General features: G+C 68.9%; 30 protein-coding genes. 16 read left to right on the forward strand and 14 right to left on the reverse strand.

Going from position 1 to position 25876, the window contains the following annotated elements:
* Positions 1–49 precede the first annotated feature (49 nt).
* Both ACYVF5_RS05540 and ACYVF5_RS05545 read left to right on the forward strand, forming a co-directional pair.
* Positions 50–1156 (forward strand): DUF3644 domain-containing protein, encoded by a 1107-nt coding sequence (locus ACYVF5_RS05540; RefSeq protein WP_460944159.1) that lies wholly within the window; start codon positions 50–52, stop codon positions 1154–1156.
* 104 nt (positions 1157–1260) lie between these two features.
* Positions 1261–2790 carry a recombinase family protein gene (locus ACYVF5_RS05545; protein WP_460944161.1) on the forward strand — a complete coding sequence of 510 codons (1530 nt, stop codon included), beginning with the start codon at positions 1261–1263 and terminating at the stop codon, positions 2788–2790.
* A gap of 11 nt (positions 2791–2801) precedes the next feature.
* On the opposite strand, the gene ACYVF5_RS05550 is transcribed toward ACYVF5_RS05545, so the two are convergent.
* Positions 2802–4046 (reverse strand): hypothetical protein, encoded by a 1245-nt coding sequence (locus tag ACYVF5_RS05550; RefSeq protein WP_460944163.1) that lies wholly within the window; start codon positions 4044–4046, stop codon positions 2802–2804.
* Entirely contained in the window at positions 4013–5617 is a 1605-nt protein-coding gene (locus ACYVF5_RS05555) for an AAA family ATPase (RefSeq protein WP_460944165.1), read from the reverse strand. The genes ACYVF5_RS05550 and ACYVF5_RS05555 overlap by 34 nt, the downstream gene beginning before the upstream one ends.
* 115 nt (positions 5618–5732) lie before the next feature.
* Between ACYVF5_RS05555 and ACYVF5_RS05560 the strand changes: the two genes are divergently transcribed.
* Complete coding sequence (locus tag ACYVF5_RS05560; protein ID WP_460944167.1) at positions 5733–6983, forward strand: DNA-methyltransferase; 1251 nt, start codon at positions 5733–5735, stop codon at positions 6981–6983.
* On the opposite strand, the gene ACYVF5_RS05565 is transcribed toward ACYVF5_RS05560, so the two are convergent.
* The 4 genes from ACYVF5_RS05565 to ACYVF5_RS05580 are packed head-to-tail and all read right to left on the reverse strand — an operon-like array spanning position 6980 to position 9165.
* Positions 6980–7450 carry a hypothetical protein gene (locus ACYVF5_RS05565; RefSeq protein WP_460944169.1) on the reverse strand — a complete coding sequence of 157 codons (471 nt, stop codon included), beginning with the start codon at positions 7448–7450 and terminating at the stop codon, positions 6980–6982. The two genes, ACYVF5_RS05560 and ACYVF5_RS05565, sit on opposite strands and share 4 nt — an antisense overlap.
* Before the next feature lie 54 nt (positions 7451–7504).
* Positions 7505–7714 (reverse strand): hypothetical protein, encoded by a 210-nt coding sequence (locus ACYVF5_RS05570; protein ID WP_460944171.1) that lies wholly within the window; start codon positions 7712–7714, stop codon positions 7505–7507.
* Positions 7711–7914, reverse strand: a complete 204-nt coding sequence (locus ACYVF5_RS05575; RefSeq protein WP_460944173.1) for a hypothetical protein — start codon at positions 7912–7914, stop codon at positions 7711–7713. Before ACYVF5_RS05575 ends, ACYVF5_RS05570 begins: the two co-directional genes overlap by 4 nt.
* A gap of 15 nt (positions 7915–7929) precedes the next feature.
* Entirely contained in the window at positions 7930–9165 is a 1236-nt protein-coding gene (locus ACYVF5_RS05580; RefSeq protein ID WP_460944175.1) for an MFS transporter, read from the reverse strand.
* Positions 9166–9234: 69 nt separating this feature from the next.
* Between ACYVF5_RS05580 and ACYVF5_RS05585 the strand changes: the two genes are divergently transcribed.
* Positions 9235–10107, forward strand: a complete 873-nt coding sequence (locus ACYVF5_RS05585; RefSeq protein ID WP_460944177.1) for a LysR family transcriptional regulator — start codon at positions 9235–9237, stop codon at positions 10105–10107.
* Here ACYVF5_RS05585 and ACYVF5_RS05590 read toward each other — a convergent pair.
* Positions 10097–10540 (reverse strand): Lrp/AsnC family transcriptional regulator, encoded by a 444-nt coding sequence (locus tag ACYVF5_RS05590; protein WP_460944179.1) that lies wholly within the window; start codon positions 10538–10540, stop codon positions 10097–10099. The two genes, ACYVF5_RS05585 and ACYVF5_RS05590, sit on opposite strands and share 11 nt — an antisense overlap.
* 71 nt (positions 10541–10611) lie before the next feature.
* Here ACYVF5_RS05590 and ACYVF5_RS05595 point away from each other — a divergent pair, with 71 nt between their 5' ends.
* Together ACYVF5_RS05595 and ACYVF5_RS05600 are read left to right on the forward strand one after the other, a co-directional pair.
* On the forward strand, positions 10612–11340 hold the full coding sequence (locus ACYVF5_RS05595; RefSeq protein WP_460944181.1) for an AzlC family ABC transporter permease: 729 nt from the start codon (positions 10612–10614) through the stop codon (positions 11338–11340).
* Positions 11333–11668, forward strand: a complete 336-nt coding sequence (locus tag ACYVF5_RS05600) for a branched-chain amino acid transporter permease (protein WP_460944183.1) — start codon at positions 11333–11335, stop codon at positions 11666–11668. The genes ACYVF5_RS05595 and ACYVF5_RS05600 overlap by 8 nt, the downstream gene beginning before the upstream one ends.
* 7 nt (positions 11669–11675) lie before the next feature.
* Here ACYVF5_RS05600 and ACYVF5_RS05605 read toward each other — a convergent pair whose 3' ends face one another.
* Entirely contained in the window at positions 11676–11942 is a 267-nt protein-coding gene (locus ACYVF5_RS05605; protein ID WP_460944185.1) for a helix-turn-helix domain-containing protein, read from the reverse strand.
* 106 nt (positions 11943–12048) lie between these two features.
* On the opposite strand from ACYVF5_RS05605, the gene ACYVF5_RS05610 reads away from it, so the two are divergent.
* Positions 12049–12441, forward strand: coding sequence for a hypothetical protein (locus ACYVF5_RS05610; RefSeq protein ID WP_460944187.1), 393 nt, complete (start codon positions 12049–12051; stop codon positions 12439–12441).
* A gap of 40 nt (positions 12442–12481) precedes the next feature.
* Positions 12482–12910, forward strand: a complete 429-nt coding sequence (locus ACYVF5_RS05615) for a hypothetical protein (RefSeq protein WP_460944188.1) — start codon at positions 12482–12484, stop codon at positions 12908–12910.
* Positions 12911–12940: 30 nt separating this feature from the next.
* Here ACYVF5_RS05615 and ACYVF5_RS05620 read toward each other — a convergent pair whose 3' ends face one another.
* Positions 12941–13639, reverse strand: coding sequence for a response regulator (locus ACYVF5_RS05620; protein WP_460944190.1), 699 nt, complete (start codon positions 13637–13639; stop codon positions 12941–12943).
* Complete coding sequence (locus tag ACYVF5_RS05625) at positions 13636–14484, reverse strand: sensor histidine kinase (protein ID WP_460944192.1); 849 nt, start codon at positions 14482–14484, stop codon at positions 13636–13638. The genes ACYVF5_RS05620 and ACYVF5_RS05625 overlap by 4 nt, the downstream gene beginning before the upstream one ends.
* 116 nt (positions 14485–14600) lie before the next feature.
* On the opposite strand from ACYVF5_RS05625, the gene ACYVF5_RS05630 reads away from it, so the two are divergent.
* The 6 genes from ACYVF5_RS05630 to ACYVF5_RS05655 all read left to right on the forward strand — a co-directional run bounded on the left by ACYVF5_RS05630 (position 14601) and on the right by ACYVF5_RS05655 (position 19054).
* Complete coding sequence (locus ACYVF5_RS05630; RefSeq protein ID WP_460944194.1) at positions 14601–15308, forward strand: ABC transporter ATP-binding protein; 708 nt, start codon at positions 14601–14603, stop codon at positions 15306–15308.
* Positions 15305–16036: an ABC transporter permease gene (locus ACYVF5_RS05635; RefSeq protein ID WP_460944196.1), complete on the forward strand. Its 732-nt coding sequence runs from the start codon at positions 15305–15307 to the stop codon at positions 16034–16036. The genes ACYVF5_RS05630 and ACYVF5_RS05635 overlap by 4 nt, the downstream gene beginning before the upstream one ends.
* Position 16037: 1 nt before the next feature.
* Entirely contained in the window at positions 16038–16841 is an 804-nt protein-coding gene (locus tag ACYVF5_RS05640) for a hypothetical protein (RefSeq protein ID WP_460944198.1), read from the forward strand.
* Positions 16842–16943: 102 nt separating this feature from the next.
* A complete protein-coding gene (locus tag ACYVF5_RS05645; protein WP_460944200.1) occupies positions 16944–17225 on the forward strand; it encodes a helix-turn-helix domain-containing protein in 282 nt (93 codons plus the stop codon).
* 113 nt (positions 17226–17338) lie between these two features.
* A complete protein-coding gene (locus ACYVF5_RS05650) occupies positions 17339–17692 on the forward strand; it encodes a hypothetical protein (protein WP_460944202.1) in 354 nt (117 codons plus the stop codon).
* Positions 17693–18127: 435 nt separating this feature from the next.
* Positions 18128–19054: an alpha/beta hydrolase gene (locus ACYVF5_RS05655; RefSeq protein WP_460944204.1), complete on the forward strand. Its 927-nt coding sequence runs from the start codon at positions 18128–18130 to the stop codon at positions 19052–19054.
* A gap of 175 nt (positions 19055–19229) precedes the next feature.
* Here ACYVF5_RS05655 and ACYVF5_RS05660 read toward each other — a convergent pair whose 3' ends face one another.
* From ACYVF5_RS05660 to ACYVF5_RS05675, 4 genes are all read right to left on the reverse strand, one after another.
* Positions 19230–20312: an AI-2E family transporter gene (locus ACYVF5_RS05660; protein ID WP_460944206.1), complete on the reverse strand. Its 1083-nt coding sequence runs from the start codon at positions 20310–20312 to the stop codon at positions 19230–19232.
* A 119-nt stretch (positions 20313–20431) separates the two neighbouring features.
* On the reverse strand, positions 20432–22069 hold the full coding sequence (locus ACYVF5_RS05665; RefSeq protein ID WP_460944208.1) for an MFS transporter: 1638 nt from the start codon (positions 22067–22069) through the stop codon (positions 20432–20434).
* Positions 22066–23079, reverse strand: a complete 1014-nt coding sequence (glsA, locus tag ACYVF5_RS05670) for a glutaminase A (protein WP_460945287.1) — start codon at positions 23077–23079, stop codon at positions 22066–22068. The genes ACYVF5_RS05665 and glsA overlap by 4 nt, the downstream gene beginning before the upstream one ends.
* 21 nt (positions 23080–23100) lie before the next feature.
* Entirely contained in the window at positions 23101–23541 is a 441-nt protein-coding gene (locus ACYVF5_RS05675) for an SHOCT domain-containing protein (RefSeq protein WP_460944209.1), read from the reverse strand.
* 536 nt (positions 23542–24077) lie between these two features.
* Here ACYVF5_RS05675 and ACYVF5_RS05680 point away from each other — a divergent pair.
* Complete coding sequence (locus ACYVF5_RS05680; RefSeq protein WP_460944211.1) at positions 24078–24629, forward strand: TetR/AcrR family transcriptional regulator; 552 nt, start codon at positions 24078–24080, stop codon at positions 24627–24629.
* A gap of 120 nt (positions 24630–24749) precedes the next feature.
* A complete protein-coding gene (locus tag ACYVF5_RS05685; protein ID WP_460944213.1) occupies positions 24750–25859 on the forward strand; it encodes a DUF998 domain-containing protein in 1110 nt (369 codons plus the stop codon).
* Positions 25860–25876: the final 17 nt, after the last annotated feature.

The raw sequence follows: 25876 nt of genomic DNA on the forward strand, positions 1-25876 counted from the left end.
CATGTTCAGCGCTCCGTCTGCGGCCGCCTGCTGACGCGGATCGTGACCCATGACCGCCAGGAAGACCAGGCAGTACGTCGCCACTGCGGTTGACTCCCTGACGCTCGCGATCGAGCTGTTCAACCGGCCGAGCCCGACCGGGCGTGAGCACGCCACGGTCATGATGGCGGCCCACGCCTTCGAGATGCTGCTCAAGGGCGCGATCTACGAGGAGCGCCAGAAGGTCAGATTCTCAGGCAGCGACAGGTCGTTCGACCTCGGCAAGTGCGTGACGGTGGCGGAGACCTCGCTGGGCATCATCGACGCGGGCGACCGGGTCGTGCTGCTGGCTCTGAAGGAGGACCGGGACGCCGCGACCCACGACGTCATCGCGATGAGCGACGACGTCCTGTGGCTGCACCTGCGGTCCGCGGTGACCATCTTCCGCAAGGTGCTCTTCGACCTGACCGGGCAGGACCTGACGGACGTGATGCCGGGGCGCGTGCTACCGGTCTCGGCGAGCCCGCCCACGGACGTGGGCCTCGTGGTGGGCAAGGAGGTCGAGCAGATCGCCGAGCTGCTTCGGCCCGGTCGACGCCAGAGCGCCGACGCTCGCTCCCGTCTGCTCCCGCTCATGGCGCTCGACCGGGCGGCTCGCGGGGAGACCGAGCCGCCGAGCGAGACGGAGATCAACCGGGCTCTTCGTGATCTCAAGGCGCAGAAGCCCTGGGCGTCCGTGTTCCCGGGGGTCGTCGGCCTGCAGCTCGTCGGCGGGCCGCGCCCGTCCGATCAGGTGCAGGAGATCAGCCTGAAGATCGACCCCAAGCGAGGGGACCTCGCCGTCCGCCTGGCGGAGGACGGCGAGGACGCCCTGGGGTACCGCGAGGTCGACACGTTCGACCGGTACTCGCTCAAGCTCAGCAAGTTCGGGGAGAAGCTCGGCCTGACAAGGCACCAGGGGCTCGCTGTGATCCACGCGCTGGATCTGCGATCCGACCCCAAGTGCTATCGCGAGAAGCTCACGAGCAACGGGCATGTCCAGTTCCAGGGGCTCACGAACATCGCGCTGGAACGCGCGAAGAAGGCCATCGCCGAGGGCATGGACGTGGACGCCGCAGTCGTCGCCTACAACGCGAGCGTCGCGGAGCGGTCGAAGCGCAGGTCTCCTCGGCGCTGAGGACGCCTTCGACGAACTTCGCTGCGCGTCTTCTACGTGAACAGTGCCGAGCGGTAACGACTGAGTTCCGGCACGGAGGGCTATCAGAGAAGTAGAATGGATGCGTGGCCGACGCACCGCTCCGCGCAGCGATATACCTGCGCGTCAGCCAGGATCGCGAGGACAACCGACTTGGTGTCGACCGGCACCGTAAGGCAGCCGAAGAGCGGATCTCGCAGCGCGAGTGGTCGTTGGTGGACGTCTACGAGGACAATGACACCAGTGGCTCCGGCAGCAAGACGCGTCCGGGCTTCGAGCGGCTTCTCGTCGACGTCGAGCGAGGCCTGATCGATGTCATCGTCGCGCAGGAGTGGCCTCGCCTCGAGCGCAACCCGATCGATCGCATCAGAGTCATCGAGGCTGCGCAGCGGCACGGCGTCCTGCTGACCTTCGTCAAGGGCATGGATGTCGACTGCTCGTCGGCCATCGGCCGCATGATGGCCAACTGGCTGTCGTCGCAGGCTCGCGCCGAGATCGAGATCAAGGGCGAGCGCCAGTCGCTCGCCCAGCTCCAGCGCGCTCGGCAAGGGAGGCCGCCGAAGGGGCAGCGTCCCGTCGGCTACCTGACGAACGGCGACGTCGTCGAGGAGGAGGCCGCCGCTGTCCGCGAGGTATACAGGCTCTTCGCGATCAAGGACGGACCAACGATCGCATCGCTGGCCGCGGCCCTCTCCGGCGGTGATGGGCCCGAGGTCCCCAAGAGCGTCCCGCATCTGCCTCGCCACAGCCGCACAGTCATGATCGAGCGGAACGCGCGCCGAGTCGCGGAAGGGCTCGCGCCGAAGCCCGTGCCCGACGACGGGCCATGGCACAGCTCGACCGTGCTCGGCATCCTCCGCAACCCTCGCTACGCCGGCTACTCGGTCTACACCGACCGCATGGACCGGACCAAGAACAAGCGCCAGAGCTGGTACGCGCAGATCGTCCGGGACGAGGACGGCGAGCCCGTCCGCGGCCAGTGGGAGCCGATCGTCGACGAGATGACGTGGTGGAGCGTGCAGGAGCGTCTGAACGAGCCGTCCCGGATCACCAACCGCTCGGGATCCACGGCCCGCAAGCACCTCGGCGCTGGACTGTACCTCTGCGGCCTCTGCGAGAAGCCGGTGAGGACCGGCTCCGCTCGGTACCGGTGCGCCGCCTGCGGCATCAACCGCACTCGCGAGCACGTCGACGACTGGGTCCTCAAGCTCATCCGCGCCCGCCTCGCCAGTCCCGACCTCCACGATGTGATTCCGACCGGCGACGAGCCCCGCGTGCAGGCCATGCAGGCCGAGATCGGCACCAGGCAGGCCAAGATCAAGCGCGCCGCCCACGACTACGACGAGGAGATCATCGAGGGCTACGACTACAAGCGCATCAAGGATCGCGAGCTCACCGCCATCGCCGCGCTGGAGGCGGAGCGCCGCTTGCTGACCGCCACGACCGACCTCGGGGGAGTGCTGGACGCCAAGGACCCGGTGAAGGCCTTCGAAGACGCCGACCTGATGATAAAGCGCCGGGTCATCGACTTCTTCTGCACCGTCCGGCTCTACCCGCACCCTCAGGGAAGGAAGATTTTCGACCCCGAGACTGTGCAGGTCTTGCCGAAGCAGTAGCAGTGCAGGGGCTATGCAGTGACGTCGAGGAACTCCGAGATCAGCGTCGACATCCACGGCACCGCAGTGACGCCGAGGCGGATGGCGCTGCTGCGCCCGGGGATCTCGACCCGCGACTGCCCCGCGACCTTCTCCTCGGGGCCGATCACGTAGGACCAGAGCCGCATCCAGACGTCCTGCTCGTTGATCGCGTAGCCCGCCGCCTGGTGGTACCCGTTGCGCCCGACGTACGACCCGGACCAGGAGAACTTGCACTCCAGGAGGAGCGCATGGCCGCGGTCGGGGATGTACAGCGCGACATCGGAGCCGATAGCCGAGTCGGATCCGCGCACCGGCCTGACGACCTGCCGGTAGGCCGCCGGCCCGAACCCGTAGTGCTCGCGGGCACCCGCGGCCTCGAACCACACGTCGACCTTCGTCCCGTCGGGCATCGCCGCGACGAAGTTGGGGCCGGAGGCCCCCGCGCCCATCGGGGCCCGCCAGCGGATCGAGGCCCCTTCCGCGCGGAGCGCCATGAGCGCATGGCCGAGGACCGCGAGGTGGTAGAGCCGCCACCGAAAGTCCGGATCCGGTGCCAGCAGTTGCAGCGCGAACCAGTTCAGATCGGTCTCCGACCGCACGATCTTCGCCGTGACGGGCTCGATCTCGGACCACGGCCGACCCGAGGTGCGGAGGGACTCGAGGTCGTGCCGATCGGGCCGCGGGAGGTCCTCCGGCACGTCGGTGAGGGCCAGCGCCTCGCGCGCTGCGGCCAGCGGGACGTCGATCGCCTCCTCCGACTCGTCCAGGGCCCCGGTGCTGCGCGCAGCGGCGACGATGCGGTCCAGCGCCGCGACCGTCCAGGAGAGCGTGCTCACGGTGACGTCCGCGATCTCGCGCTCGCGCAGGCGGGTCACGTAGGAGTGGGCCGGCCAGCCGAAGCGCCGCGAGGTCTCGCGCCAGTCGACCCGACCGTGCGGGACCTGCGACACGAGCGTCCGGGCGGTCGACGCGATGGGCAAGTGCGGCAGCCATTCATCGAGGGACTGCGGCCATCTCTGCAGGTCGGCACGCACGTGCTCGAGCAGGATCCTTCCCGCGCGGCTGCGGATCGACTTCTCGTCCCAGTCGCGATCGATCCCGTCCGGGTCGTCCACGGCCCCGAGCGCCTGGAACAGGCTGCCCTGGCCTGACCAGCCCGACAGGACGTAGGCGACTCCCTCGATGGGGACCGAGAGCGCTGTCAGCCCAGCGTGTTCCGATGGCTCGTGATCCACGACCATCCGTCCTCCGAGATCGCGCCGTCGTCGACCAGTCGCGCGCCCAGCGCGTCCAGGGTCGCGTCGTCGTACGCGGCGACGTACTTGCCCAGGTTCATCACGTAGGCCTCGGCGATGAGTTCCGCGGGGTCGTTGACGGCAGGGTCGTCGTCGACGACGTACTCGGCGATCCTCAGGAAGATCGCCGGCCCCAGCTGCGTGTGCGGGTCGGTGTAGTGGGCCGCGTAGAGGCCCGAGACGGCGTCGCTGAGGTCCTGGTCGAGGTCGGGGAACTTCTTGGACAGGAGCGTGGTGAACGACGCCGTGTCCAGCGCCGGCACAGGGATCACGACGAACCGCCTGGACAGGGCAAGGCCCATGCGGAATACACGCTGCGCGTCCGCCGGGTTGTAGGTGCCGAACAGCCTCCAGGACGAGCCGGCGCTGTACTTGCCGTCGTCGACGGAGGACGTCGGATCGTCCGTCCAGTCCAGGGACACGGGCTTCCCGCCGTGGGCAGCGTCGCGCCCGATCTCGACGTTCTGCAGCGACAGCCACGTGAGCAGCGGCCCCATGATCTTGTCCATGTCCGCGCGGTTCGTCTCGTCCAGGACGAGCCAGCGGTCCTCGGCCACCGCGTTCGGGAGCGTCCCCGGCGACCACCGGAGAGTGCCCGAGTCGTCGGGGGCGAGCCCGCCGATGAGGTCGAACGCAGACCACGACTCGTCGGGCGTGCGCCAGATCGGATCCGGGTCGAAGCCCGGCTCGAAGCCGAACGACTCTGGGTCCGACCTGACCTGCTCGGTGACCCACGAGACCAGCGTGCCCTTGCCCGTCCCCGGAGGGCCGACGAGGAGGATGAACGGGAAGCGGGCGACCGCACGGCGGATCATGCGCTCTGTGCGCTTCTCGATCACCATCGTGGTCGGGGCCTGCTGCCCGGGCGTCGACGATGCCTTCGGAGGCGTCTGGATCGTCGTGGTCGCGACCGGCCTGAGGGACTCGGGCAGCGCCGCCATGGACCACTCGGGCATTGCGATCAGGGACTGGCCCAGGGTCACGGAGCTGTCCGTGATCTCGTCGTACTCGCTGGACTGGAGCCCCAGGATCTCCTGCGCCTTCGCGTGCGCGTCGCTCCAGGTCGCGGCCTGGGGGAAGTCCTCGTTCCGGACGAGGAGCGCCGTCAGCGCCTCCTTCGACGGCTTGTCCGGCGACGCCGCGACCAGCAGGCTGCGAGCGTTCGGGAGCAGGCCCTGACGGATGTCGCCGTTGGTGAACAGCGAGCTCGCCAGCGTGCTCTTGCCTCGCGACGCCTGGTTCCAGACCGTCTTGCGGCCCGAGCTGTCCACCTGGGACCAGGTGTAGCGGAACGGCTTCAGTCGACCTTCCTCGTCCTGCGGGTCGAGCGTGAAGAGCTGGTCGACGACCTCGTTCGCCTCCTTGGTGCCCGGGTCCGCGATGCCCTGGGCGGCGAAGACCATTCCTGTGAGCAGCGCCTCCCACGCGGACGAGACCTTGGTCTGGTACTGATCCTTGTCGTGGAAGTACGTCAGCGCCGCCTCCATGGCGGCTTCGCTGATGCGGGCCATCCCATCTCCTGTCGTGGGCGTCGAGAATGCTCAGAGATGAGCGTCACCGACACAACCGTACCTACCACGGCGCTGCCTGCCCGGGAGGCTGGCGGGAGCGCCTTACGATGGATCCATGCCGGAGACCCCCTCGACAACGATTCAGCCGCGCACTCCGGTGTCCACCCTCGACCGCGCCCGCTACCTCGACTCCGACCGGACCTTCGCGATCGCGGAGGTCGCTCCGCTCGTCGGCATGCAGGCCACCTTCATCAAGCGCGTGGTCGGCCACGACCGCGAGCTCTCGGTGGCCGACGTCATCCTGCTCCTGGACCAGGACGCCTTCGCTGAGACCTTCGTCCCGCGCTCCAAGGTCCTCGACTACCTGATGCGGGATCGCGAGGACGCGGTCGAGCAGGACTACGAGAGCCCCGAGCGCTATGACCTCGTGCACGAGGATTGCCTCTCGTTCGTCCGCCGCGTGCCGGACGAGGCCGTCAACTGCATCGTCACGTCGACGCCGTACTGGGCCATGCGCGTCTACAAGGAGTCCCGAACGATCGCATGGGCCGACGGCGACCTCGCCCCCTACGGGCACGAGCAGACGCCCGAGGGCTTCGTGCGGCACACCACCGAGATCCTGCATGCGCTGTCGCGCGTGCTGACCCAGGACGGCTCGATCTGGTGGAACGTGATGGACACTTTCAACACGCGGACTCAGATCCGCGGGTCGGCCGTCGAGGCACTGCGCGCCATGCAGGGCGGCGACCACTACAAGGTGTGGAGCGAGCACGAGTACCGCCGCTACAGCGCCGGTCACTCCTATCTGAAGGACGGCGAACAGGTGGGCATCCCGGCGATGATCGCGCAGCGCGCCTCTCGCCTCGGCCTGTTCGTGAAGGGCACCATCACCTGGGCGAAGACCGCGACGCTGCCCGAGCCTCAGAAGTCCCGCGTCTCGCGGCAGCTCGAGTACGTCATCCACATCACGAAGCAGCGCACGCCGAAGTTCGACAAGGACGCGTACTCGCGCCTGTCCACGGCCATGGGCGGCCGCAACCAGCTGCTCGAGACGGCGAAGCTCTCCGACGTGTGGGTGATCCCGACGTCGAGCGGCGGCGACGGGCACGGCGCGCAGTTCCCTCTCGCACTCCCGGCGCGCTGCATCGGCCTGTCCACGGACCCGGGCGACGTCGTGCTGGACCCGTTCGTCGGCTCGGGGACGTCCGTCGTCGCGGCGCTCGCCCTGGGGCGTCGAGGGATCGGCACCGACACGGCGCGCGAGTACCTGGCCGTTGCTGAGAGCAAGGTCCAGTCGCTCGGCGCGCCGAAGAAGCGCGGCGCTCAGCCTGTGGAGGCGAACCTCCCGGAGTTTCGGGCGATCTAGCCTGCCGTGCTCGGCCACGTCTCCGCGTCGTAGCGACCCACGGCCTCGATGTGCTCGGCCCGGGCTTCGAGCCACTCTGCCACCGACTCGTCGCCGTCCCAGTCGTCCACGGCGTGCCGCAGCGCTGCGGCGGCCACCTCGGCGGCCAGGCGCTCGGTCGCGGCGGTCGAGCGCACGGTGAACTCATGGGAGATAAATTGCTGGCCGCCGCGTCTGCTTCTGAGCGAGGGAGCGGCCCACGGCTCCGAGTAGCCCCTCCATCCGCACGTGCAGGTCGGGATCAGGTCGCCTTCGAGCTCGGCAAGGATCTCCTCGAGCCCATGTCTCACCGTCAGGTCGGTGAGACCCCTTAGCCCCTCGTGGGCGCGGCCGGCCTTCGCCCTGGCCTCGTCGGAGAGCTCCTCCGCCAGCACCCAGCCCTCGAAAGCGTGCCCCTCCAGATCGTCCCGTCCTCGTCGTGCTGTCATCCATCCAGTCTCGCCCGGAGGGCGGTCAAATCAGGTGAGCACTCCAGAAACTCGTCAGCGCAGGTCGGAGAACGGGTCCACGATGCTCTGAGCGCCGTGCTCGGGGCAGACGAACGCGATGCTCACGCCGGTGCCGTCCGCGCTGAGCGACGGGTCCGGCTCACAGTCCCCACCGCAGACCGAGCAGGTCCGGTACGCATCATCTGTCGGCACCCGGACCTCGAGCCCGTCCGGCCCGTCAAGGCTCTCGTACTCGAAGCTCACGGTCGCTCCACGGTGGCGGGCTCGTCGAGCCACTCCGGCTCGGCGCGACCCAGCCCCTCGGCTACGGCGGTCGCCGTCTCCCGCCAGGCCCTCGCCACGGCGTCCAGGCGCTCGGTTCCCGTCGCCTCCGCGAGGTCCCGCGCGCACGCCTCCTGGTCGGCGGGCGACAGCGCGCGCGTCCAGTCGAGGTCCTCCGTCATGTCCTCGATTCTAGGTCACCTCCGAGCGCACCCTTCGGTGGCAATCGGCGTGAGGTCGGGTTCGAACGTGTCGCGCAGCCGGGGTACCCAGATCACGGCGACGGTACTGAGGACGCCCACGGTGCCCAGCGCCGCGAGCACGGCGGGGACCAGGCCGGCGGTGTTCCCCGCCCAGCCGACCGCCAGCACCGTCGCTGCGGAGACTGTGTAGGTGACGGCGGCGTAGAGCGAAGCGAGCGAGCCCTGGCGTGATGGTGTCGCGCCGCGCGTCAGGGCGACGAGTGCGGCCCGGAAGGAGACGCCGACGCCGGCCCCGAGGACCGCGAACCCCGCGATGGCGAGGGCGTCGAGGGCCAGCCATGCGCCCGAGAGGATGCCCGCGATGCCCATTCCCATTGCCACGGCACCGCTGACCCATGGCGCGATGCGGGCGATGGCAGGGCTGGCCAGCTGCGCGGCCGCGCTGGTGCCGAGCAGCAGCGTGGGTCCGATCGCCTGCACCAGGGGCTGCCCGAGGTCTGCGAACACTGTCGCGCCGAACACGACGGCAACGCTCGTGGCCGCCCAGGCGATCGTCCCGGTGGCGAACATGCGCACGGCCCGCCGGCCGATGCGCGCGGGGGCCGGCGTCCCCGGCACCACGGCAAGGTCCGCGCGGTTGGCGTCGCGGCGCGCTCTCAGCACCACGATGGCGGCGAGGAGCAGCGCCGCGACGATGGCGGCGTGCCCCAGGAACACCGCCTGCGGGGCGGCCTCGCCCACGAGCGAGACCACGAGCTGCGACGCTCCGGCCCCGAGCACTCCGCCGACGAAGTTCCCTGTCGCCGTGACGGCCCGGCCCTTCGCGCCGATGGCGGCGACGACGAGCGCGGACGCGGCACCAGTGCCCAGGCCGCCGGAGAGCCCGGCGCAGACGCGGCCGGCGAGGATCGACCACTCCTGGGCGTGCGCGAGCAGCAGGTCGGACGCGATGAGCAGGGCCAGGCTCGCGAGGAGGAAGGGCGCGGCGCGGTGGGCACGGCCGGGCCGGGCGAGGAAGAACAGCGCGCAGACCAGCACTGCGACGTAGAGCACGAACGTCAGCGACAGCACCAGCGGGTCGAGGCCGAGCTGGTCGCGATAGATCGGCAGCAGGGGATTCACCGCGTTGGATCCGGCGAGCAGCATCGCGAAGGACGACCCGACGACGATCGACTGGGCAACGGCAACGCGGCTGTCGGAACTGCGCTGCGCTCTGGTGGTCTCGGCCATGCGGGCCACGCTAGGCGAGGCGATGCCAAACACCTAGTGCATGTCTCGCCGCTGCCATACGCTTGGGTTATGGATTGGACCATCCGGGAGCTCAGAGTGCTCGTCACCGCGGTGGAGACGGGCTCGTTCACGGACGCGGCAGCCGAGCTGCACGTCTCGCAGGCGGCGGTCTCGCGCACCATCGCCTCCCTGGAGCGCGGCGTCGGCGCGCAGCTCCTGCGCCGAGTGCCCCGAGGGTGCGAGTTGACGAGCGCCGGACGGCAGGTGCTGCCGGAGGCCCGGCGCGTGCTCGCCGAGGCGGACCGGTTCGAGCAGTTCCTCAGGACCCGGCACGCGCGGCTCCGGCTCGGGTACGCCTGGGCCGCGCTCGGGCACCACACGGCGTCGTTCCAGCGCCGATGGGCGGCGGAGCACGAGGCGGTCGAGCTGGAGCTGGTGCGCCACAACTCGCCGACCGCGGGCCTGGTCGAGGGGCTCTGCGATGTGGCGATCGTTCGTCGTCCCGTCGATGAGAGACGGTTCGAGTCCGTGGTCGTCGGTCTCGAACGGAGGCTCGTGGCCTTCGCATCCGACGATCCGCGGTGGGCGCGACGGCGACAGCTGAGCATGGCCGAGATTGCAGAGCGCACCGTCGTGATCGACCCCCGCGTCGGAGCGACGAGCGAAGAGCTCTGGCGAGGCACCGGACGACCGCCGCAGTTCATCGAGTCGACCGACGTGGACGGCTGGCTCGACACCCTCGCCGCTGGCCGCGGAGTCGGCACCACGTCCGAGGCGACGGCGCATCACCATTCGCGGACCGGGGTCAGCTACCGTCCCATCAAGGACGGCCCCCGCATCCCGGTGCGGCTGGCGTGGTGGCGCGACTCCCGCCCGGCAGGGCTCGCCGACCTCGTCGACGCGGTGACCCGGCTCTACGCGGGTGGGGCGACTAGCCCTTGAGCAGCTTCATCGTCTGGTGCGAGTCGACGCGGAAGACCGCCGGCAGCGCTGTGAGCTTGTGCATCTGGAACTGCTCGTACTCTTCGACGTCGCGCACCATGATCCGCAGGAAGTAGTCGGGGTTGCCGAAGACCTTCCTCGCCTCGACCACCTCGTCGAAGGCCGACACCGCGCTCTCGAACTCCGCGATCGTCTGGGTGTCGGTGCTCCTGACCTCGACCGCCGCGGTGACCTCCAGGCGACGCCCCAGCTTCTCGTGGTCGATGACCGCCCGGTAGCCGGTGATCACGCCATCGGCCTCGAGCCGCCGCACCCGTCGCAGGCACGGCGCAGGCGTCAGGCCCACCTTCTCGGCGAGCTCGAGGTTGCTCATGCGGCCGTCCGCTACCAACTGCTCAAGGATTGCGTGGTCGAGCGCATCAGGTTCCTTCATAGTGCGCATTCTCTCCCAGGCTCGCGCACTTCGGCAACCATAGTTCGCGATATCTTCCCTACCATTGCAGGATGGAAGAGTCAGTTGCCAGCCTTGGCGAGCGAACAGGCCCGAGCGTGCCCAAGGAGGCCCTCGCAGGCATCCGCATCGCGTTGCCCGCCGGGGTCGCGATGGCACCCCTGGGCATGGCGCTGGGTGTGCTCATCTCGCAGTCCGGCCTGCCGTGGTGGACGGCTCCGCTCTTCACGGGCGTGATCTTCGCCGGGTCTCTGGAGTTCCTGCTGGTCGGCATGGTCGTCGCGGCCTCTCCTCTTGCCTCGGTGGCGCTGACGGCGCTGCTGGTGAACTTCCGCCACGTCTTCTACGCGTTGTCCTTCCCGCTGCACCAGATCCGCTCCCGTGGCCTCCGCGTCCTGAGCACCTACATCCTCTGCGACGAGGCATGGGCGCTGACCGCGCACCCCGAGGCCCGCACTTGGACCGGCGCACGCATCCTCGGCATCCAATCGGTGTTCTACGTGAACTGGGTCGTCAGCGCCACCGTCGGCGTGCTCGCTGGTTCCCTCATCCCGCCGAGCGTCGTCGGGCTGGACTTCGCGATCACCGCGTTCTTCGTCGTCCTCGGCATCGACGCCTACCGCGCCCGTCGCTCCGTACCGATCCCGCTGATCGCTCTCGCCTGCGCGCTGTTCTTCGCCGTGTTCGCCGGCGACTCCATGATCCTGTCCGCGATGGGAGCCTTCGTCGCGGTACTGCTGGTCTCCTACGTCTGGAAGCGCTGGAGGGTCTGCCGTGGATGACGTCCAGTACCTTCTCACCGTCACGTTCGTCGCAGCCGCGGTGACCTGGGGGCTGCGCGCCCTGCCGTTCGCGATCCTCGCCCCGCTGCGCCACAGCGAGCTCCTGCCGTACCTCGCGGAGCGCATCCCGGTCGGCGTGATGGTGATCCTCACCGTCTACACGCTCCGGCACGTCGAGATCGTGGACGCCTCGAGCGTCATCCCGGCAGCGATTGGAGTGCTCGCGACCGCGGCGCTGCACCTCTGGAAGGCGAACATGCTCCTGAGCATCGCCGGGGGCACGGCCAGTTACGCAGTCCTCGTGTCTACCGTGTTCAGCGCGAGCTGACGACCGCCTACACGATCGGAGTCGGCGTGCCCACGGCCTTCGGGTGCCGGGCGCACACCGGCGCGACGAGCTCCGGCAGCGGGACGCCGAGGGCATGGGCGATGCCGTGAAGGGTGCTGATCTTCGCGGCGACCCGGCCGGCCTCGATTTGAATGATCGACTTCCGATGCACGTCGGCCGCCTCAGCGAGCCGGTCGATCGACATGCCCCTCTCGCGGCGCAGGCGCGCGATCTCGACGCCGAGGGCGCGCAGGTCGGGGACGGGAGCAGGCATGCCTCCCACGCTCGCGGAGGCGCGTTCAGTGCACAGTAGCGTAAACGCGCCTATTGCTTGATAGGTTCTGCTCGTACACGAGAAGAACTCGCGCAGGGGGACTGCATTGACGACCAAGACCGCGTTCAGCAAGCACGGCAAGATCCTCACGGCGGCCTTCGGACTCGCAGGAGTCGTGCTCGCGCTCACCGGCTGCTCCGGCAGCCCCGACATCGACGGCACCTACTTCACCCACCACAACAACGACAGCGCGCAGGCGGTCATCAGCGGCTCGACGATCGAGCTCTACATGATCGACTGCGTCGACGACCAGCCCGCGGCGGCCGACGAGCCCTCGCTGACCGGGAAGCTCAACGGCGACTTCACCGAGCTGACTCTGCAGGACGAGGACGAGCCCGTCGCGATCAGCATCTCAGACGGCGTCCTCACCATCGGCGGCGAGGTGTACACGCAGATGAGCGAGGCCGAGGGGCTGGCCGCCAGCCACGTGTGCAGCTGATCCGATGCCCGCTGAGACGAGAGAGAAGGACACAACGGACATGACCAGCACCAGGACCGCATCGGCGACGCGGCACAAGATCGCCGCGACCGTTGTCGGCCTGGCCGGCGTCATGCTGGCGCTCACCGGCTGCGGCGCGCAGAGCGTCGACGGCGAGTACTGGAACCACCAGGGCGACGAGAGCACCCGGGTCGTCATCGACGGCTCGACCTTCGAGATCTACGAGCTCGAGTGCGCCGACTCGGTGCCGACCATCCCTGCCGAGCCCACCACGACGGGCGAGGTCAACGCGGACCGCACCGAGATGACGGCCACCGTGGACGGAGAGCAGATGAGCGTTCCGATCCACATCTCAGACGGCGTGCTCACGATGGCAGGACAGACCGCGACCCAGATGAGCGAGTCCGAAGGGCTGGCCTCGAGCCATGTCTGCGACGGCGGCGTCGACACGGACGTCGACACCTACTGACCCGTCGCGGAGCTCGCCTAAGCCCCAACGTCAGCGGCGCTCAGCCGCGGAGGCATCCCCGCTGACGAGCCCGTGCGAGTACGCGGCGATGACGAGCTGCGCCCGGTCCCGGGCGTGGAGCTTGGACCGCAGGGCCCCGATGTGGGCCTTGACGGTGTGCATGGTGACGGTCAGCTCGCTGGCGATCTCCGCGTTCGACAGCCCACGGGCGATCAGAACCAGCACTTCTTCTTCTCGGTCCGTCAGCCCGGCGGGGCGGCGCGGGGCGGTGGTCCTGGGGCGCTCGACATAGTGATCGACGAGGCGGCGCATGATCTGCGGGGCGAAGAGCGACTCGCCGGCATGGACGCGCCGGATCGCGTCGGTCAGCTGGCCCGGGAAGGCGTCCTTGAGCAGGAACGCGCTGGCACCGGCGGACAGCGCCCCGTAGACGTACTCGTCCATCTCGAACATGGTCAGCACGATCACACGGGTGCTGCTCAGCTCAGGGCTGGCGGTGATGCGCCTGGTCGCTTCGATCCCGTCGAGCTCGGGCATCCGGATGTCCATGAGCACGATGTCCGGGCGCAGCTCGCGCGTCCTCGCCAGGGCTTCTGCTCCGTCGCCGGCCTCTCCGACGACGCGAAGTCTCGGTTCGTGGTCGATCGCGATGCCGAGGCTGCGCCGCAGCAGCGGCTCGTCGTCGACGAGGAGGACGCGGATCGTGGCTTCCTCCTCCGTCGCGCTCACGTCGTCCGTCCTCTCGGCAGCTCGGCGACGAGCCGGAACCCATCACCGGCCGGACCTGCCGTCAGCACGCCGTCATGGAGAGCTACCCGTTCCCGCAGGCCGGCCAGGCCGTGCCCTGTGCCCGCGTGGGGCCGCCAGCCCGGCGAGGGCCCGTCGTCGGCGACGTCGACCCTGACGAGGTCGCCCTGCACGCTGACGGACACGCGGGCGCTCGTGCGGCCGGCGTGTCGAGCCGTGTTCGACAGTGCCTCGCGCACCACGGCGCAGATCGTCACCTGCATCTCCGGTGAGAGATCCCCGAGCTGCGCGCTCTCGATGGCCGCGTCGACGTCGACGCCCGCCTGGCGGGCCGTCTCGACGATGCCCGCGAGGTCGGCGACGGTCTCGGGCGGGCGCATTGGCGCGTCCGCGTCGGAGGCCCGCAGGACGGTGAGCATGCTGCGCAGCTGATCGGTCGCCCGCCGACCGACTCGTTCGATGTCGTCGAGCGCGGTCAGCCGCTCCTCGTCGTCGGCGAGCTTCGCCGTCGACGCCCGGACGGTCATCACCCCGAGCCCGTGCGAGGCGAGGTCGTGGAGCTCGCGGGCGATCTTCAGGCGCTCGTCCATCGCGGCGCGCTCGCGCGCCCACGCCTCGAGGCGGCTCTCGTGGATGATGCGCTGCCGTCTGGTCCGCCACCAGGCCCAGACGGTGACGAGGACCACGAGAACGCCGAACGCGGCGACGATCCACGACGTGCCCGGGCTCGGCGGGAAGAGCAGCAGGAGGGCGACCAGCAGCGCGACCAGCCCGAGCGCCGCGGGCCATGCCCGCGACGTCCAGCTTGGCCGCTGCGCATCTTCCATCGTTCCAGCCTAGGCAGCGGTGGTGTGGAAGTCCTTAGACCGTGGTCTAGGACCGCCGAAGCAGGACTGCACCCCGGGCCAATGCGTCCCATTCCGCCGCCTGCTGGCATGGAGGCATGCTCACATTCGACCGACTCTCGAAGCGCCGCGGCACTCGAGACATCCTCACCGACATCTCCTTCCAGGCCCGCCCGGGACGGGTCACCGGCTTCCTCGGGCCCAACGGAGCCGGCAAGTCCAGCACTCTGCGGATCCTCCTGGGCCTGGACCGCGCGACGTCCGGCACCGCCCTGGTCGACGGCCAGGACTTCCGCACCCTGCGCGACCCGATGCGCAAGGTGGGCGCGGTGCTCGACGGCTCCGGCGCGCACCGCTCGCGCACCGGGCGCGCCCATCTGCGCTGGGTCGCGAGGGCCGCGGGGATCGGCGACGCGCGCGTCGAGGAGCTGCTGGAGACCGTGGGCATCGCGGACGCCGCCGGCAAGCGCGTGAGCACCTACTCCCTGGGCATGGGGCGCAGGCTGGGACTTGCCGCCGCGCTGCTGGCCGACCCCGAGGCGCTCGTCCTCGACGAGCCGGTCAACGGCCTCGACCCCGAGGGCATCCGCTGGATCCGCCTGTTCCTGCGCGACCAGGCGGAGCAGGGCCGGACCGTGCTGCTGTCCTCGCACCTGATGGGGGAGCTCGCCGAGACCGTCGACGACGTCGTCGTCATCCGCAAGGGCCGGATCGTCGCGGACGGGACGCTGGACGAGATCACCGGCGACCACCCGAGCCTCGAGTCGGCGTTCTTCGCCCTCACCGATGACCGGGACGCGCGATGAGGGCCCTGCGCGCGGAGCTGTCCAAGCTCGCGAGCCTCCCGTCGACCTGGATCGCCTTCGCCGCCGGCCTCGTCGTCCCCACCGGCATCGCCGTGATCACCAGCCTGACCTCGACGCCTGGGGAGAACACCGGGTTCTCGGAACTGGCCATCGGCGTCGTCGGCGCGATCGTCCTGGGCGTCAGCGTGATCGGCAGCGAGTACACCGCAGAGGGGGAGGAGTCCGCAGGCGGACGCCAGATCACCACCACGCTGACCGCGACCACGTCGCGCAGCCGGCTCCTGATCGCCAAGATCGTCGCCGTCGTGATCGCCACGGCGCTGATGGCCGTGCTCGCCATCGCCGCCGTCTTCGCGACGGTCGGCCTGCTCGTCGAGGACGGTGCCGCCCCGCCGCTCGACGCCGACGCGCTCGGTCGGATGGGCGGGGCCCTCGTGTACTGGGTGCTCATGGCGCTGCTGGCCTTCGCCCTCACCGTCTTCACGCGCAACGGCACCATTCCCATGTCCGTGCTCGTCGCGAACTCCTCGGCCGTGACCGTCACCTACCTGCTCGCCCAGTCCATCCCGGCCGCGAACTGGCTGCCCGACCTCGCCGGGATGCGGATGTTCACCACCGTCGAGACCGGCGTGCACATCGCACCCCTGACCGGCGGCCTTGTCATGACGGCCTGGGTCGCGGTCCTGCTCGCGGTCGCCGGCGTCGTCTTCTCGAGGCGGGATGCCTGACATGGACAGCACCACGGCCTCCCTGGTCGGAGGCCATGCCGGACCCGTCCAGCGCGGCGCGCTCAGCGCCTATGTCGCCGCCACCCGCGCCGAGCTGTCGAAGCTGCGGTCGCTCCCGGCGATCTGGCTCACGCTCGCGGGCACGCTCGCCCTGACCGTCCTGTTATCGCTCCTGTTCATCCGGGATGCCGAGTTCACGACCGGTGCCGACGTGACGGCCGACGCGGTGAACGTCCTCGACTACGGCGTCGTCGCCCTCGGCTGGTCCCAGGTCGGCTTCTTCCTCCTCGGCGTCATCGCCGCCACCTCCGAGTACATCGGCGGCCAGATCCGCACCACCCTCATCGCCGTGCCCCATCGGGTTCTCCAGCGCCTCGCAGCCAACACGGCCCTGGCCATCACGGTCTTCTCCATGGCGCTGCTGACGATCGCGATCAGCATCGGCACGGTGCTCGTCTCCAGCGGCACCGCGATCACCGAGCTCGATGGAGCACTGGTGGCGCGGATCGTCTTCGGCGCGGCCGGTTACCTCACCTGTATGGCGCTCCTCTCCGCGGCCCTCGGGCTCCTCATCCGAAGGGCCGTCCCGGCGGCGGCGATCCTGCTCGTCTACCTGCTGATCGTGAGCCCGCTGCTCCAGGGGCAGAACTGGTACTTCCTGCCGGACATGGCCTCCTACGCGCTCTGGTACGCCACCGTCCCCGAGACCGCGCCCCCGGCGATCGTGTGCTGGCTCGTCGTCGTCGCCTGGACCCTGGCCGCCGTCGTCCCCGCGACGCTGCGCTTCGCCAGGCGCGACACATGAGCGCGATCGCGGCCTGGACGCGCTGCTCAGACCATGTGGCGACCGTGAGCGAGCGCTGATCGGAGCTTCGGCTCTCGACACGCCGCTCATAGACTGCTGCCCATGGACAGGCTGAGGCTGTCGGACCTGCGGCGGCACGGCGACGTGCGCCAGGAGCGCCGCGCCCAGGCCCCTGCATACGCGGCCGAGGCCGACCGCCTGGCGCTGGCCGACGCCGTGAGCACGGCCCTCGTCCGCTACCGCGCCGAGCACGGCCTGACGCAGAGCGCCCTGGCCGCGCGGCTCGGCTGGGATGAGGCTCACGTCGCGCGGCTGGGGAGGGGCGACGAGACGCCATCCTCCGAGTCGCTGGAGCGCCTCGCCCGCGCCGGCATCATCACCTGATTCAGGCCTTGACGATGCGAGCCACGCGCCGACGGCGCGTGCTGCTCGACCGCGGCTCGAGCCCGATGATCACGGAGCCGGACTCGCGCAACACCTCAAAATAGGATGAATTCATGCCAGAACACGTATTCGAGTCCCGTTCTTCATCATCGGCCTCATACAAATTCTGGCTCGGTGCGCTCTTCTCCGCACTGGCCGTCGTCATCGCCGTGATCCTGGTCGGAGCACTCGGCTTCCGCGGACTGGAGACCGCCGGCTGCTCGCCGGAGTGCAGCGGCTCATCGCTCATGATGACGCTGTACCTCTACGTCGGCTACTGCGTCGTGGTCGTCGCAGCAGGATTCATCGTCATGGCCATGAACCGCCGGAGGACGTGGGCCTGGCTCACGCCGCTGTTCGCGCTCGTCGCCGTGATCGCAGGATTTCTGATCGCCAACATCGCTGCGGGAGCAATACTCCAGGCCTGACGTCGTTCGGTACGAGAACCGGCCTCCGGTGACCCTCTTCGGGTCGTTCCCAGGCCGCGGCGGACTGATCAGTGCTCCGCATCGAACGGTCTGCCTGCTCACGCCGAACATCGCGCCGATCTCGCTCGGAGAATGCTCGCCCTCCTGGTGGAGTCGCAGCACCTGCTTCTTCTGCGCGCAGCGACACCTTCCGTGCGTTCGGTGGACGCGCCCCGAGCGTGCTCCCGCCGCTCACATCGAGCATCGCGCCCGTCGTGCGGCGGGATCGCTCCGAGATGAGGAACGCGATGGCCTCGGCCACATCTCTAGGACCAGATCATGCCCGAGTTCGCTCGACAGAACTAGCTGTCTCGTCGAGCTGATCGCGCGTCAGCTTCGGCCCCATCCGTGCGGAAGAATGGCTCTCGGCGCATCAATCCCTAGCAGAAGGACCCTATGAAGCTCAGCGACATCGACCCGCGGCTGCGGGCCACCGCGCTGCTGTCGAGCATCCGGCACGTGGACAAGCCAGTCGTACGGGCCGTGACCCGGGCGGCGCTGCGCTCCTGGCCATCGCCGCGGGTTCCCGGTGTCCGGGTCGGCATCGCACGCGTCGGGAGTGCCTCTCTGAGGGTCTATGAGCCGGAGGGTCGGTGTTCGCGGCCTGCACTGCTGTGGATCCACGGCGGCGGACTCGTCGTGGGCTCGGCGCGGCAGGACGACGGGCTGTGCGCCCGGACCGCGGCCCGGCTCGATGCGGTGGTCGTGTCCGTGGACTACCGGCTGGCTCCAGAGGACCCGTGCCCCGCTGCGATCGACGACGTCTTCGCGGGCTGGCAATGGCTGCTCGCCCACGCGGAGCAGCTGGACGTCGACACGGGGCGACTGGCGATCGGCGGGGAGAGCGCCGGCGGGGGACTGGCCGCCTGCCTGGTCCAGCGGATCCATGACGCCGGCGGCGTGCAACCGATCGCCCAGTGGCTGTTCGCGCCGATGCTCGACGACCGGACCGCAGCCGATGCCGGGCGCGACGCAGTCGATCACTTCGTGTGGAACAACAGGGCCAACCGCTTCGGCTGGACGGCCTATCTGCAGCAGCCACCCGGCGGCGAGACGGTGCCGGCCTATGCCGTGGCCGCGCGCCGCACCGATCTGACGGGTCTGCCCCCGACCTGGATCTACACCACTGAGATCGAACTGTTCCACGACGAGGTTCTCGCCTACGCCAGTCTGCTTCGCGAGGCGGGCGCGACCGTCGAGCTGCGCACCGTCCCGGCCGCGCCCCACGCGTTCGAGCTGTTCGAGAACACCGCCCCGGCCCGCGCGCTGATGGAGGAGGCCCGTGCCTGGCTCGACCAGCAGCTGCGAGCCTCGTCATCATGAGCTGGCACGAACCCTGGTGAAGCGAGTCCCGTTCACGGCCAGGGGGAGCAGATGCAACGAACGCGCCGCTGCGCGGAGCTCGCCGACGCGCGGCAGGCTCAGCAGCTCGGCACCGGCGCGATCGCGCGATCCGGCGAGATGGCCGGAGTCGTGCATGCAGTGCGACCCGAGGCGATCAAGGCTGCTGCTCCGTCCGCCGCTCTGCGAGGGTCGCCATGGCCTTCTGCGCAGCCGACAGCAGGGGGGGCCCCAGGATCATCCCGAGGAGCCCTGCGACGACGCCGCCGACGAGCGTCGTCAGCATCACCGCGACGGGGTGCATCTTCAGCGCCGTGCCGAGGGCCCAGGAGCTGACCACGCTCTGGATCGTTCCGTTCGAGACGAGCAGGCTGAGCGCGACGATGATGGCCGCCGTCGCGCCCCCTGATCCGAAGGCGATCAACACGGCGAACGCTCCCGTGATCCACGCGCCGACGTAGGGGACGAACGAGAGGAAGAAGTACAGGATGACGATGGGGATGACCAGCGGCACCCCCAGCAGCAGCAGGGGGATCACGAAGATCGGGGCCGTGATGAGGGCAGTCACCGCGGTGCCGCGGAAGTACCCCCGGAGGGAGGCTCTCGCCGCCGAATCGATCTGGACGACGAACTGCTCGTCCTGCCCGGTGACGCGGGCGAGCCACGACGGGAGCGCATGTCCGTCACGGAGCACGAAGAACAGGAAGAACATGGCGAAGAAGCAGCCGATGCCGAGCGAGATCACGCCGTAGACGGTGTTGGTGACGATTCCGAGGATGCCGCTCCCGAGCTGCGGCGCGGCCTCATCGATCGTCTTGCGGATCTGCTCGAGCCATGAAGCCTCCAGATCGAGGGAGCGGGCCCACTGGTACAGCGAGCGCCAGCCTTCGCCGAGCTGTTCGGAGATCTCCGGCAGCTGACGGATGAACCCCGCGACGACCACGGCGACGATGCCCGCAGTCACGAAGATCGACAGCAGCAGTCCGCCGGCAGCAGCCAGCGCAGCGGGGACGCGCAGACGGCGCAGGCCCTGGACGACCGGTTCGAGGACCGCACCGAGGATGACTGCGATCACCAGCGGGATGAGAATGCCGCTCAGAGCGCTCACGGCGCTCGCCATGACGACGACGAGAGCGATGACGCCGAGCGCAGCCCAGCTCGCAGCGCCCAGCTCTCGCAGCATCGGCAGCCGCACGCCAGGCGAGCCGTCATCGTGGTCACGAAGGGCCTCGTCCTGCACCTGAGCACCCGCTATCGTCTTCCTCGATCTCGGGGATCTGCGCCCCGAACCGTCAGCAGAGATGGCGGGCCCTTTCCCAGGTGCTGGAGAGCCGGCTCGACGACCTGGGCCCCTCCACGTCACGCACGATCTGCCTTGGGCTGGTCGTGCGCGACGATCTCGTGCGGCCGATAGCGGGGGAGGCGGGACGCGGGGATGATGGCGGTGGCGCTGATGCCGGCGAGGATCAGCAGCCCGAGCTTGAGTGCGCGCAGACGCTGCTCCTCGTTCAACTGCACTGCCTCCTCGACCTGGGCCGGTGTCGCATCGGTCTGCGACAGCACCTCTTCGAGCGCGTCGTTCGAGACGAAGTTCACGCTGTCGAGGTCCACTTGGGCGACGAGCTCGTCGGGAAGCTCGGGATGCTCCATGACGGCGCGGCCGACGCCGACGCTCAGCAGCGCGACCAGAAGCGCGCCCACCATGGCGGTGCCCACCGCGGAGGCCAGGTTCTGAGTGCTGCCGCGGATCGAACCGACGTCGCCGGCGAGCTCCGGCGGGGCTGCGGTGACGAGCACGTTGAACACGAGGGTGACCAGTGCGCCCTGGCCGACGCCGAAGACGAAGAGACCGAGGATCGTGGGCAGCGTCTCCCAGTTGTTCGTCACCACGAACGAGAGCCACACGAGCGCGCCGGTTGTCAGGATGAATGCGGTGACGCCGATCGTTCGCGGGCTGTAGCGCTTGTAGAAGCGGACGACCAATGTGGCCGTGACAAACACGGTCAGGTTGAACGGCATCATCGCCAGCGACGTCTCGAAGGGGGTGCGGCCCTGCACGATCTGGATGTACAACGGCACCGTGAAGTTCAGCGCCGCCTCGAGCGCGACGACGATGAACATCGCATAGACCGCCGCACGCTCGCGCGAGGACCCGAGCACGGAGAGATCGACCAGCGGAACCTTGCCCGCACGCATGCGTCGCCTGGTCCACGCGAAGAACGCCTGGCCGAACACGATGCCGAGAATGATGAGCATCGGCGCGGGCGAGACGCCCAGGATGTCGAACGGTGCCCCGGGCCCGGCGAAGAACGCGCCCCACCCGTTGAGGTTGTTGAAGCCCAGGGTGAGCAACATGATCGCCAGGCCGATCAGCACGGACGCGACCAGGTCGATCGTGATGCCCGCGTCACCCTTGTCCGAGCGCAGCGCGAAGCTGAAGAAGAAGACGGCGACCGCGATCGCGAGCACGACCATGAACACCGGTCGCCACCCCACGAGGGTTCCCAGCGTGCCGCCGATGAGGAACGCGCTGATGCCTGACAGCGCCCGAGCGGAGCCGAGCGAGCCAATGGCAGTCGCCTGCTGGTCGCCGGAGTAGTTCTCCGCGATCAGCGCGACCAGCGACGGCACGATGATCGCTGCCGCGGCCCCGGCCAGCGCCTGACCGGCGATGGCCCAGCCCACGGACGGCGAGAAGATCATCATGAGGGAGGAGCAGGCGAACACCACGACCATGCAGCGGAAGATGAGCACCCAGCCGACGCGCTGCCCTAGCTTCGCGCCCGTCATCACCAGCGCCGCGACGACCAGGCCGTAGACCACGATCGTCGTGCTCGCCACGGTGGGTGGCACGCCGTAGTCGGCGACCATTCCGCCGATGGAGATCGGAAGGGCCGCGACGTTGAACGACATGAGGATCTGGGCCAGGAACAGGCCGATCATCGGCAGCCACGAACGCCGCTCTGCGCGTGCGATGGTCTCTGCTGTGGCGGTCATGACGATGCCTTTCCGGTCTGGGTGTTCGTGTCGGATGCGAAGAGGTTGAGCCCGAGGGCACGGGAGAGATAGGCGATGGCCCGCTGGCCGCGGACGCTGTTGCCCGCCGAGTTGAGGCGTGGGGAGAAGGCACCGATCGCACCCTTGCCCGGCGCGACCGCGACGATGCCCCCGGCCACTCCGGACTTCGCGGGAATGCCGATCTCGAACAGCCACTCGCCGGATCGCTCGTACATGCCGCTGGCCGCGAGCATGGACAGCGTGTCGCGGCAGACCTCGGCCGAGACCACCTGCACCCCGGTGACCGGATTCACGCCCCCGTCGGCAAGCGTCGCGCCCATCACGGCGAGGTCATGCGAGGTGACGAGCATCGCGCACTGCCTCGTGTAGATGTCGACCATCTCGAGCGGATCCGCATCGAGCCGGCCATAGCTCTCGAGAAGACGCGCGAGGGCTTTGTTCCTGGCGTTCGTCGCCATCTCGGAGGCGTACACGACACCGTCCATCGTCAGCTGGCGTCCCGCGAATGCGGACAGGCCCGTCCTGATCAACTCCCACTGCTCCGCCGGGGTCGCCCCGGGCATCAGCGCGGTCGTGGCGATCGCTCCGGCATTGACCATCGGATTCATCGGATGCCCGTCGTTGAGCTCGAGCGCCATCACAGAGTTGAACGACAGGCCCGTGTTGTTGACCCCGACGCGCTCCTTGACGACCTCGTGCCCGTACTCCTGGCACACCAGCGCGTAGACGAAGGCCTTCGAGACCGACTGGATCGAGAACGCATAACCGCTGTCGCCCACGTCGTGGACCGCCCCATTGACTTCGCTCACCGACAGACCGAACAAGGAAGGATCCACGTCGGCGAGCACCGGGATGTAATCGGCCACGTCGCCCGAATCGAGCTCTCGGTATCGCTTGAACGCCGCCGCCGTCAACGACTCCACCGCCTCCCACCCGGGCAGGCGGCCCGTCGACACCAGCTGATCGACGCTGTCGGACTCCGACGTGATCACAGTGACGCCCTCTCGTCCTCAGTTCCCAGGTGCCAGTGACGGCTGTCCGCCCGAGCGGGCAGGGACGTGCTCGAGCGCATTGCGCTTCAGCGTCGAGAACTCGTCTTCCGAGATCGCGCCGGCGTCCAGCAGATCTTTGGCCCGGGCGATCTCGCTGGCCGGACCGTGGCCGGCGACGGAACGGATGTAGTCGTCTGCGACCTGCTTGTTCGCCTGCGCCCGTTCGTTCTGTCGCTCAGCCATTCCGCGCCCACGGGCGATGAGATAGACCAGCGCCGTCAGCACCGGCACGAACAACAGGAAAACGATCCATGCCGCCTTGGCCCAGCCGTTCAGCGTGCGGTCGGAGACCAGGTCCCACACGATCGTGAACAGTGTGAACAGATACGCGACCAGGACGAATATCCAGAACAACGACGAGATGAAATCCCAGAAACTCGTGAACAGATCCCCGACCATGAGTGTTTCCTCCCTATCCGTGAGTGGTGGATCTTTCGCGTCGCATCACCGACCATGAAAAGCGATGCTCTGACCTGGTGGGCGCGCGACGAGGCCCAGCAGGAAGGAGAAGATGGCGGGCTCGGGAGCCTCCGCCAGCGGACACGCGCCGTCGGTGCTTTCGCCAGAACCACGAACCGGCCATGAAGCCGCACTCCTTCCTGCCGCCGGGGAGCACCCGGGCACCTGCTACAGATGTACCAGTTACTCTACGAATGTAGCGGGCTCTTCATCGAGGCACAAGGCTTCTGTCACACTCGGACACCGTGGTCCCGCAATATTCACCTCGCATTCACGGGCGAGCGGATCGTGCGTTTCAGGCGGGCACGCCGGTCGGCCCGTCCGCGAGGCCTCGGCGCGTGGCAGGAGCTCGATGGACGCGAACACGCCCAGTACCATGGGCGCATGGAAATCTCAGTCGGACGAGCTCGACCGTTGCAGCCTTTGTCGACCGTTGCTGACCCACCAGGCGATCCGTGTTGACGGGCCGGAGAGAGTTGATTGCCAATACCGCAATCGAGATCATTGATTCCCAGGGCGTGCGGGCGCTGACGCATCGCCGCGTGGACGCCGCTGCAGGATTGCCGCCGGGAACTACCTCGTACTACGCACCCACCCGCAAGGACCTGCTCGCTCTCGCTGTCGAGAGGATCTCGAAGGAGCCTGCCTTCGAGCCGTTGGTTGAGGACGAGTATCCGCGCCCGTCGACGGTGGCAGAAGCGGTGCCGTACATCACCAGCGAGATCGAACGTACCGCGGAAGCTGCGCCGGTGCTTCGGGCTCGCGCGAGCATCCTTCCCGAGCTCCGTGAGTGGCCCGAACTCCAGGAGCCCCTTTTCGACACTGCCCCGATTGCACTGGCCACCAGGCCACGCGCAATCGCCATCCTGGGCAGCATCGGCGTTAGCCATCCGGACGAACACGCCGAGGAGCTGCTGGCCCTGTGCGAAGCGCTGGTCATGCTGTGCGTGACACGACCCGGTGCTCTCGACCCAGGCAATGTTCTGACCCACTATCTGACTGGACTCGGCGGGCGAGTGGAGAAATAGCTGACGGCACTGCTGGGGAGATCGGCTTCCGACTTCACTGCCGCATAGATGGAGCCTGGACGAGATTCAAGAAGGGAGAGCACTACCGATGCTGTCCGCACGCTCACTTATCGTGGTGCCATGAGCATTGCACCCGTGCCCGGGCCTCCCGGGGAGGTTTCTTCGACAGTCGAGGAGCCGCACCACTATGTCGCACGGGTGGAATCCATCGCCACACGGGCAGCGCTGGTCGCGTTCGGCGCGGCACTGCTCGTCGCCGGGGTGGTGATCGGCGGCGACAGGCGTCCCCTGGCAGGCGACGAATCCGTCGGGGCGGTGGCCTCGTGGGTCAGTGCGGTGTTCGCGGCGGTCGCGGTCGCGGGAGCGTTCCTGCACGCGACCAAGAATGGGTACGCCCCGTGGCGACGGAGGATCCCGGTGCCCAGACGGATCATCGACATCGTCGCCGTCACTGCCGGCATGGCGACCCTGGCGTACTTCTCCGTGCTGGCGGCGGCTCGTGTGTTCCAGCTCGGGTTCATCGGTCTGACCGTCGACGCGATGGGCGGTGCCGTCCTGGTGGCCGCCGCGGCCGCGGCCCTCACCTACGTCGCGGCTCTGGCCGGAGCCCGCGTCAGCGGCGAAGGGCTGGCGCTGCTCGCGACCCTCGTGCTGCTCACCGGGACCATGGCCAGCATGCTGACGACCCCGGACGAGTCGTGGTGGCAGCTGCACTTCTCGCAGCTCGGCAACGTCGCCGAGCTGTCCGGGTACCGCTTCAATCTCGGGCTCATCGTCACGGGTGCGGTGCTGACGGCGCTGGCCGGCTTCATCGGGCACGACATCGACCTCGGGCTCACCGCGCGAGGTCGAGAGTCGCCGGCGCTGACGAAGGCTCTCAGCGGCCTGTTCGCAGCCATGGGGGTGTGCCTGGCGACGGCCGGCTTCGTCCCCGACGCCGTCAGCGTTCCCATCCATGTCGGGGCCGCGTCCGGGATGGTGGTCGTCTTCATCGTCTTCGTGGCGCTCCTGCTGCGCCTGCCGGGCCTCCCACGAGAGGTGGCTGCCGTCTCGCTGCTCGTCATCGCCGGCATCGTGACCGCCGCCGTGCTGTGGGTTCCGATCGGCTACTACAACCTCACGGGGACCGAGTTCGTCGCGGCGGCGCTGCTGTTCGGTTGGCTGACCATGTTCGTGCGGGCGATCGGCGCGTACGCCCGTCCGAGCCGTCACGTGTCGGCTCCCTCGTAAAGGCCGCATCCTAGGTT

This window comes from Okibacterium endophyticum (assembly GCF_054780075.1).

Bases quoted from the DNA above. Each gene is read 5' to 3' on its own strand.
- ACYVF5_RS05675 (WP_460944209.1), bottom strand. From the start codon at position 23,541: ATGGTCGGGGATCTGTTCACGAGTTTCTGGGATTTCATCTCGTCGTTG.
- ACYVF5_RS05580 (WP_460944175.1), bottom strand. From the start codon at position 9,165: ATGGCCGAGACCACCAGAGCGCAGCGCAGTTCCGACAGCCGCGTTGCC.
- ACYVF5_RS05560 (WP_460944167.1), top strand. From the start codon at position 5,733: ATGCCGGAGACCCCCTCGACAACGATTCAGCCGCGCACTCCGGTGTCC.
- ACYVF5_RS05685 (WP_460944213.1), top strand. From the start codon at position 24,750: ATGAGCATTGCACCCGTGCCCGGGCCTCCCGGGGAGGTTTCTTCGACA.
- ACYVF5_RS05665 (WP_460944208.1), bottom strand. From the start codon at position 22,069: ATGACCGCCACAGCAGAGACCATCGCACGCGCAGAGCGGCGTTCGTGG.
- ACYVF5_RS05585 (WP_460944177.1), top strand. From the start codon at position 9,235: ATGGATTGGACCATCCGGGAGCTCAGAGTGCTCGTCACCGCGGTGGAG.
- ACYVF5_RS05595 (WP_460944181.1), top strand. From the start codon at position 10,612: ATGGAAGAGTCAGTTGCCAGCCTTGGCGAGCGAACAGGCCCGAGCGTG.
- ACYVF5_RS05575 (WP_460944173.1), bottom strand. From the start codon at position 7,914: ATGACGGAGGACCTCGACTGGACGCGCGCGCTGTCGCCCGCCGACCAG.
- ACYVF5_RS05615 (WP_460944188.1), top strand. From the start codon at position 12,482: ATGACCAGCACCAGGACCGCATCGGCGACGCGGCACAAGATCGCCGCG.
- ACYVF5_RS05645 (WP_460944200.1), top strand. From the start codon at position 16,944: ATGGACAGGCTGAGGCTGTCGGACCTGCGGCGGCACGGCGACGTGCGC.
- ACYVF5_RS05635 (WP_460944196.1), top strand. From the start codon at position 15,305: ATGAGGGCCCTGCGCGCGGAGCTGTCCAAGCTCGCGAGCCTCCCGTCG.
- ACYVF5_RS05650 (WP_460944202.1), top strand. From the start codon at position 17,339: ATGCCAGAACACGTATTCGAGTCCCGTTCTTCATCATCGGCCTCATAC.
- ACYVF5_RS05565 (WP_460944169.1), bottom strand. From the start codon at position 7,450: ATGACAGCACGACGAGGACGGGACGATCTGGAGGGGCACGCTTTCGAG.
- ACYVF5_RS05630 (WP_460944194.1), top strand. From the start codon at position 14,601: ATGCTCACATTCGACCGACTCTCGAAGCGCCGCGGCACTCGAGACATC.
- ACYVF5_RS05590 (WP_460944179.1), bottom strand. From the start codon at position 10,540: ATGAAGGAACCTGATGCGCTCGACCACGCAATCCTTGAGCAGTTGGTA.
- ACYVF5_RS05555 (WP_460944165.1), bottom strand. From the start codon at position 5,617: ATGGCCCGCATCAGCGAAGCCGCCATGGAGGCGGCGCTGACGTACTTC.
- ACYVF5_RS05605 (WP_460944185.1), bottom strand. From the start codon at position 11,942: ATGCCTGCTCCCGTCCCCGACCTGCGCGCCCTCGGCGTCGAGATCGCG.
- ACYVF5_RS05655 (WP_460944204.1), top strand. From the start codon at position 18,128: ATGAAGCTCAGCGACATCGACCCGCGGCTGCGGGCCACCGCGCTGCTG.
- ACYVF5_RS05640 (WP_460944198.1), top strand. From the start codon at position 16,038: ATGGACAGCACCACGGCCTCCCTGGTCGGAGGCCATGCCGGACCCGTC.
- ACYVF5_RS05540 (WP_460944159.1), top strand. From the start codon at position 50: ATGACCGCCAGGAAGACCAGGCAGTACGTCGCCACTGCGGTTGACTCC.
- ACYVF5_RS05625 (WP_460944192.1), bottom strand. From the start codon at position 14,484: ATGGAAGATGCGCAGCGGCCAAGCTGGACGTCGCGGGCATGGCCCGCG.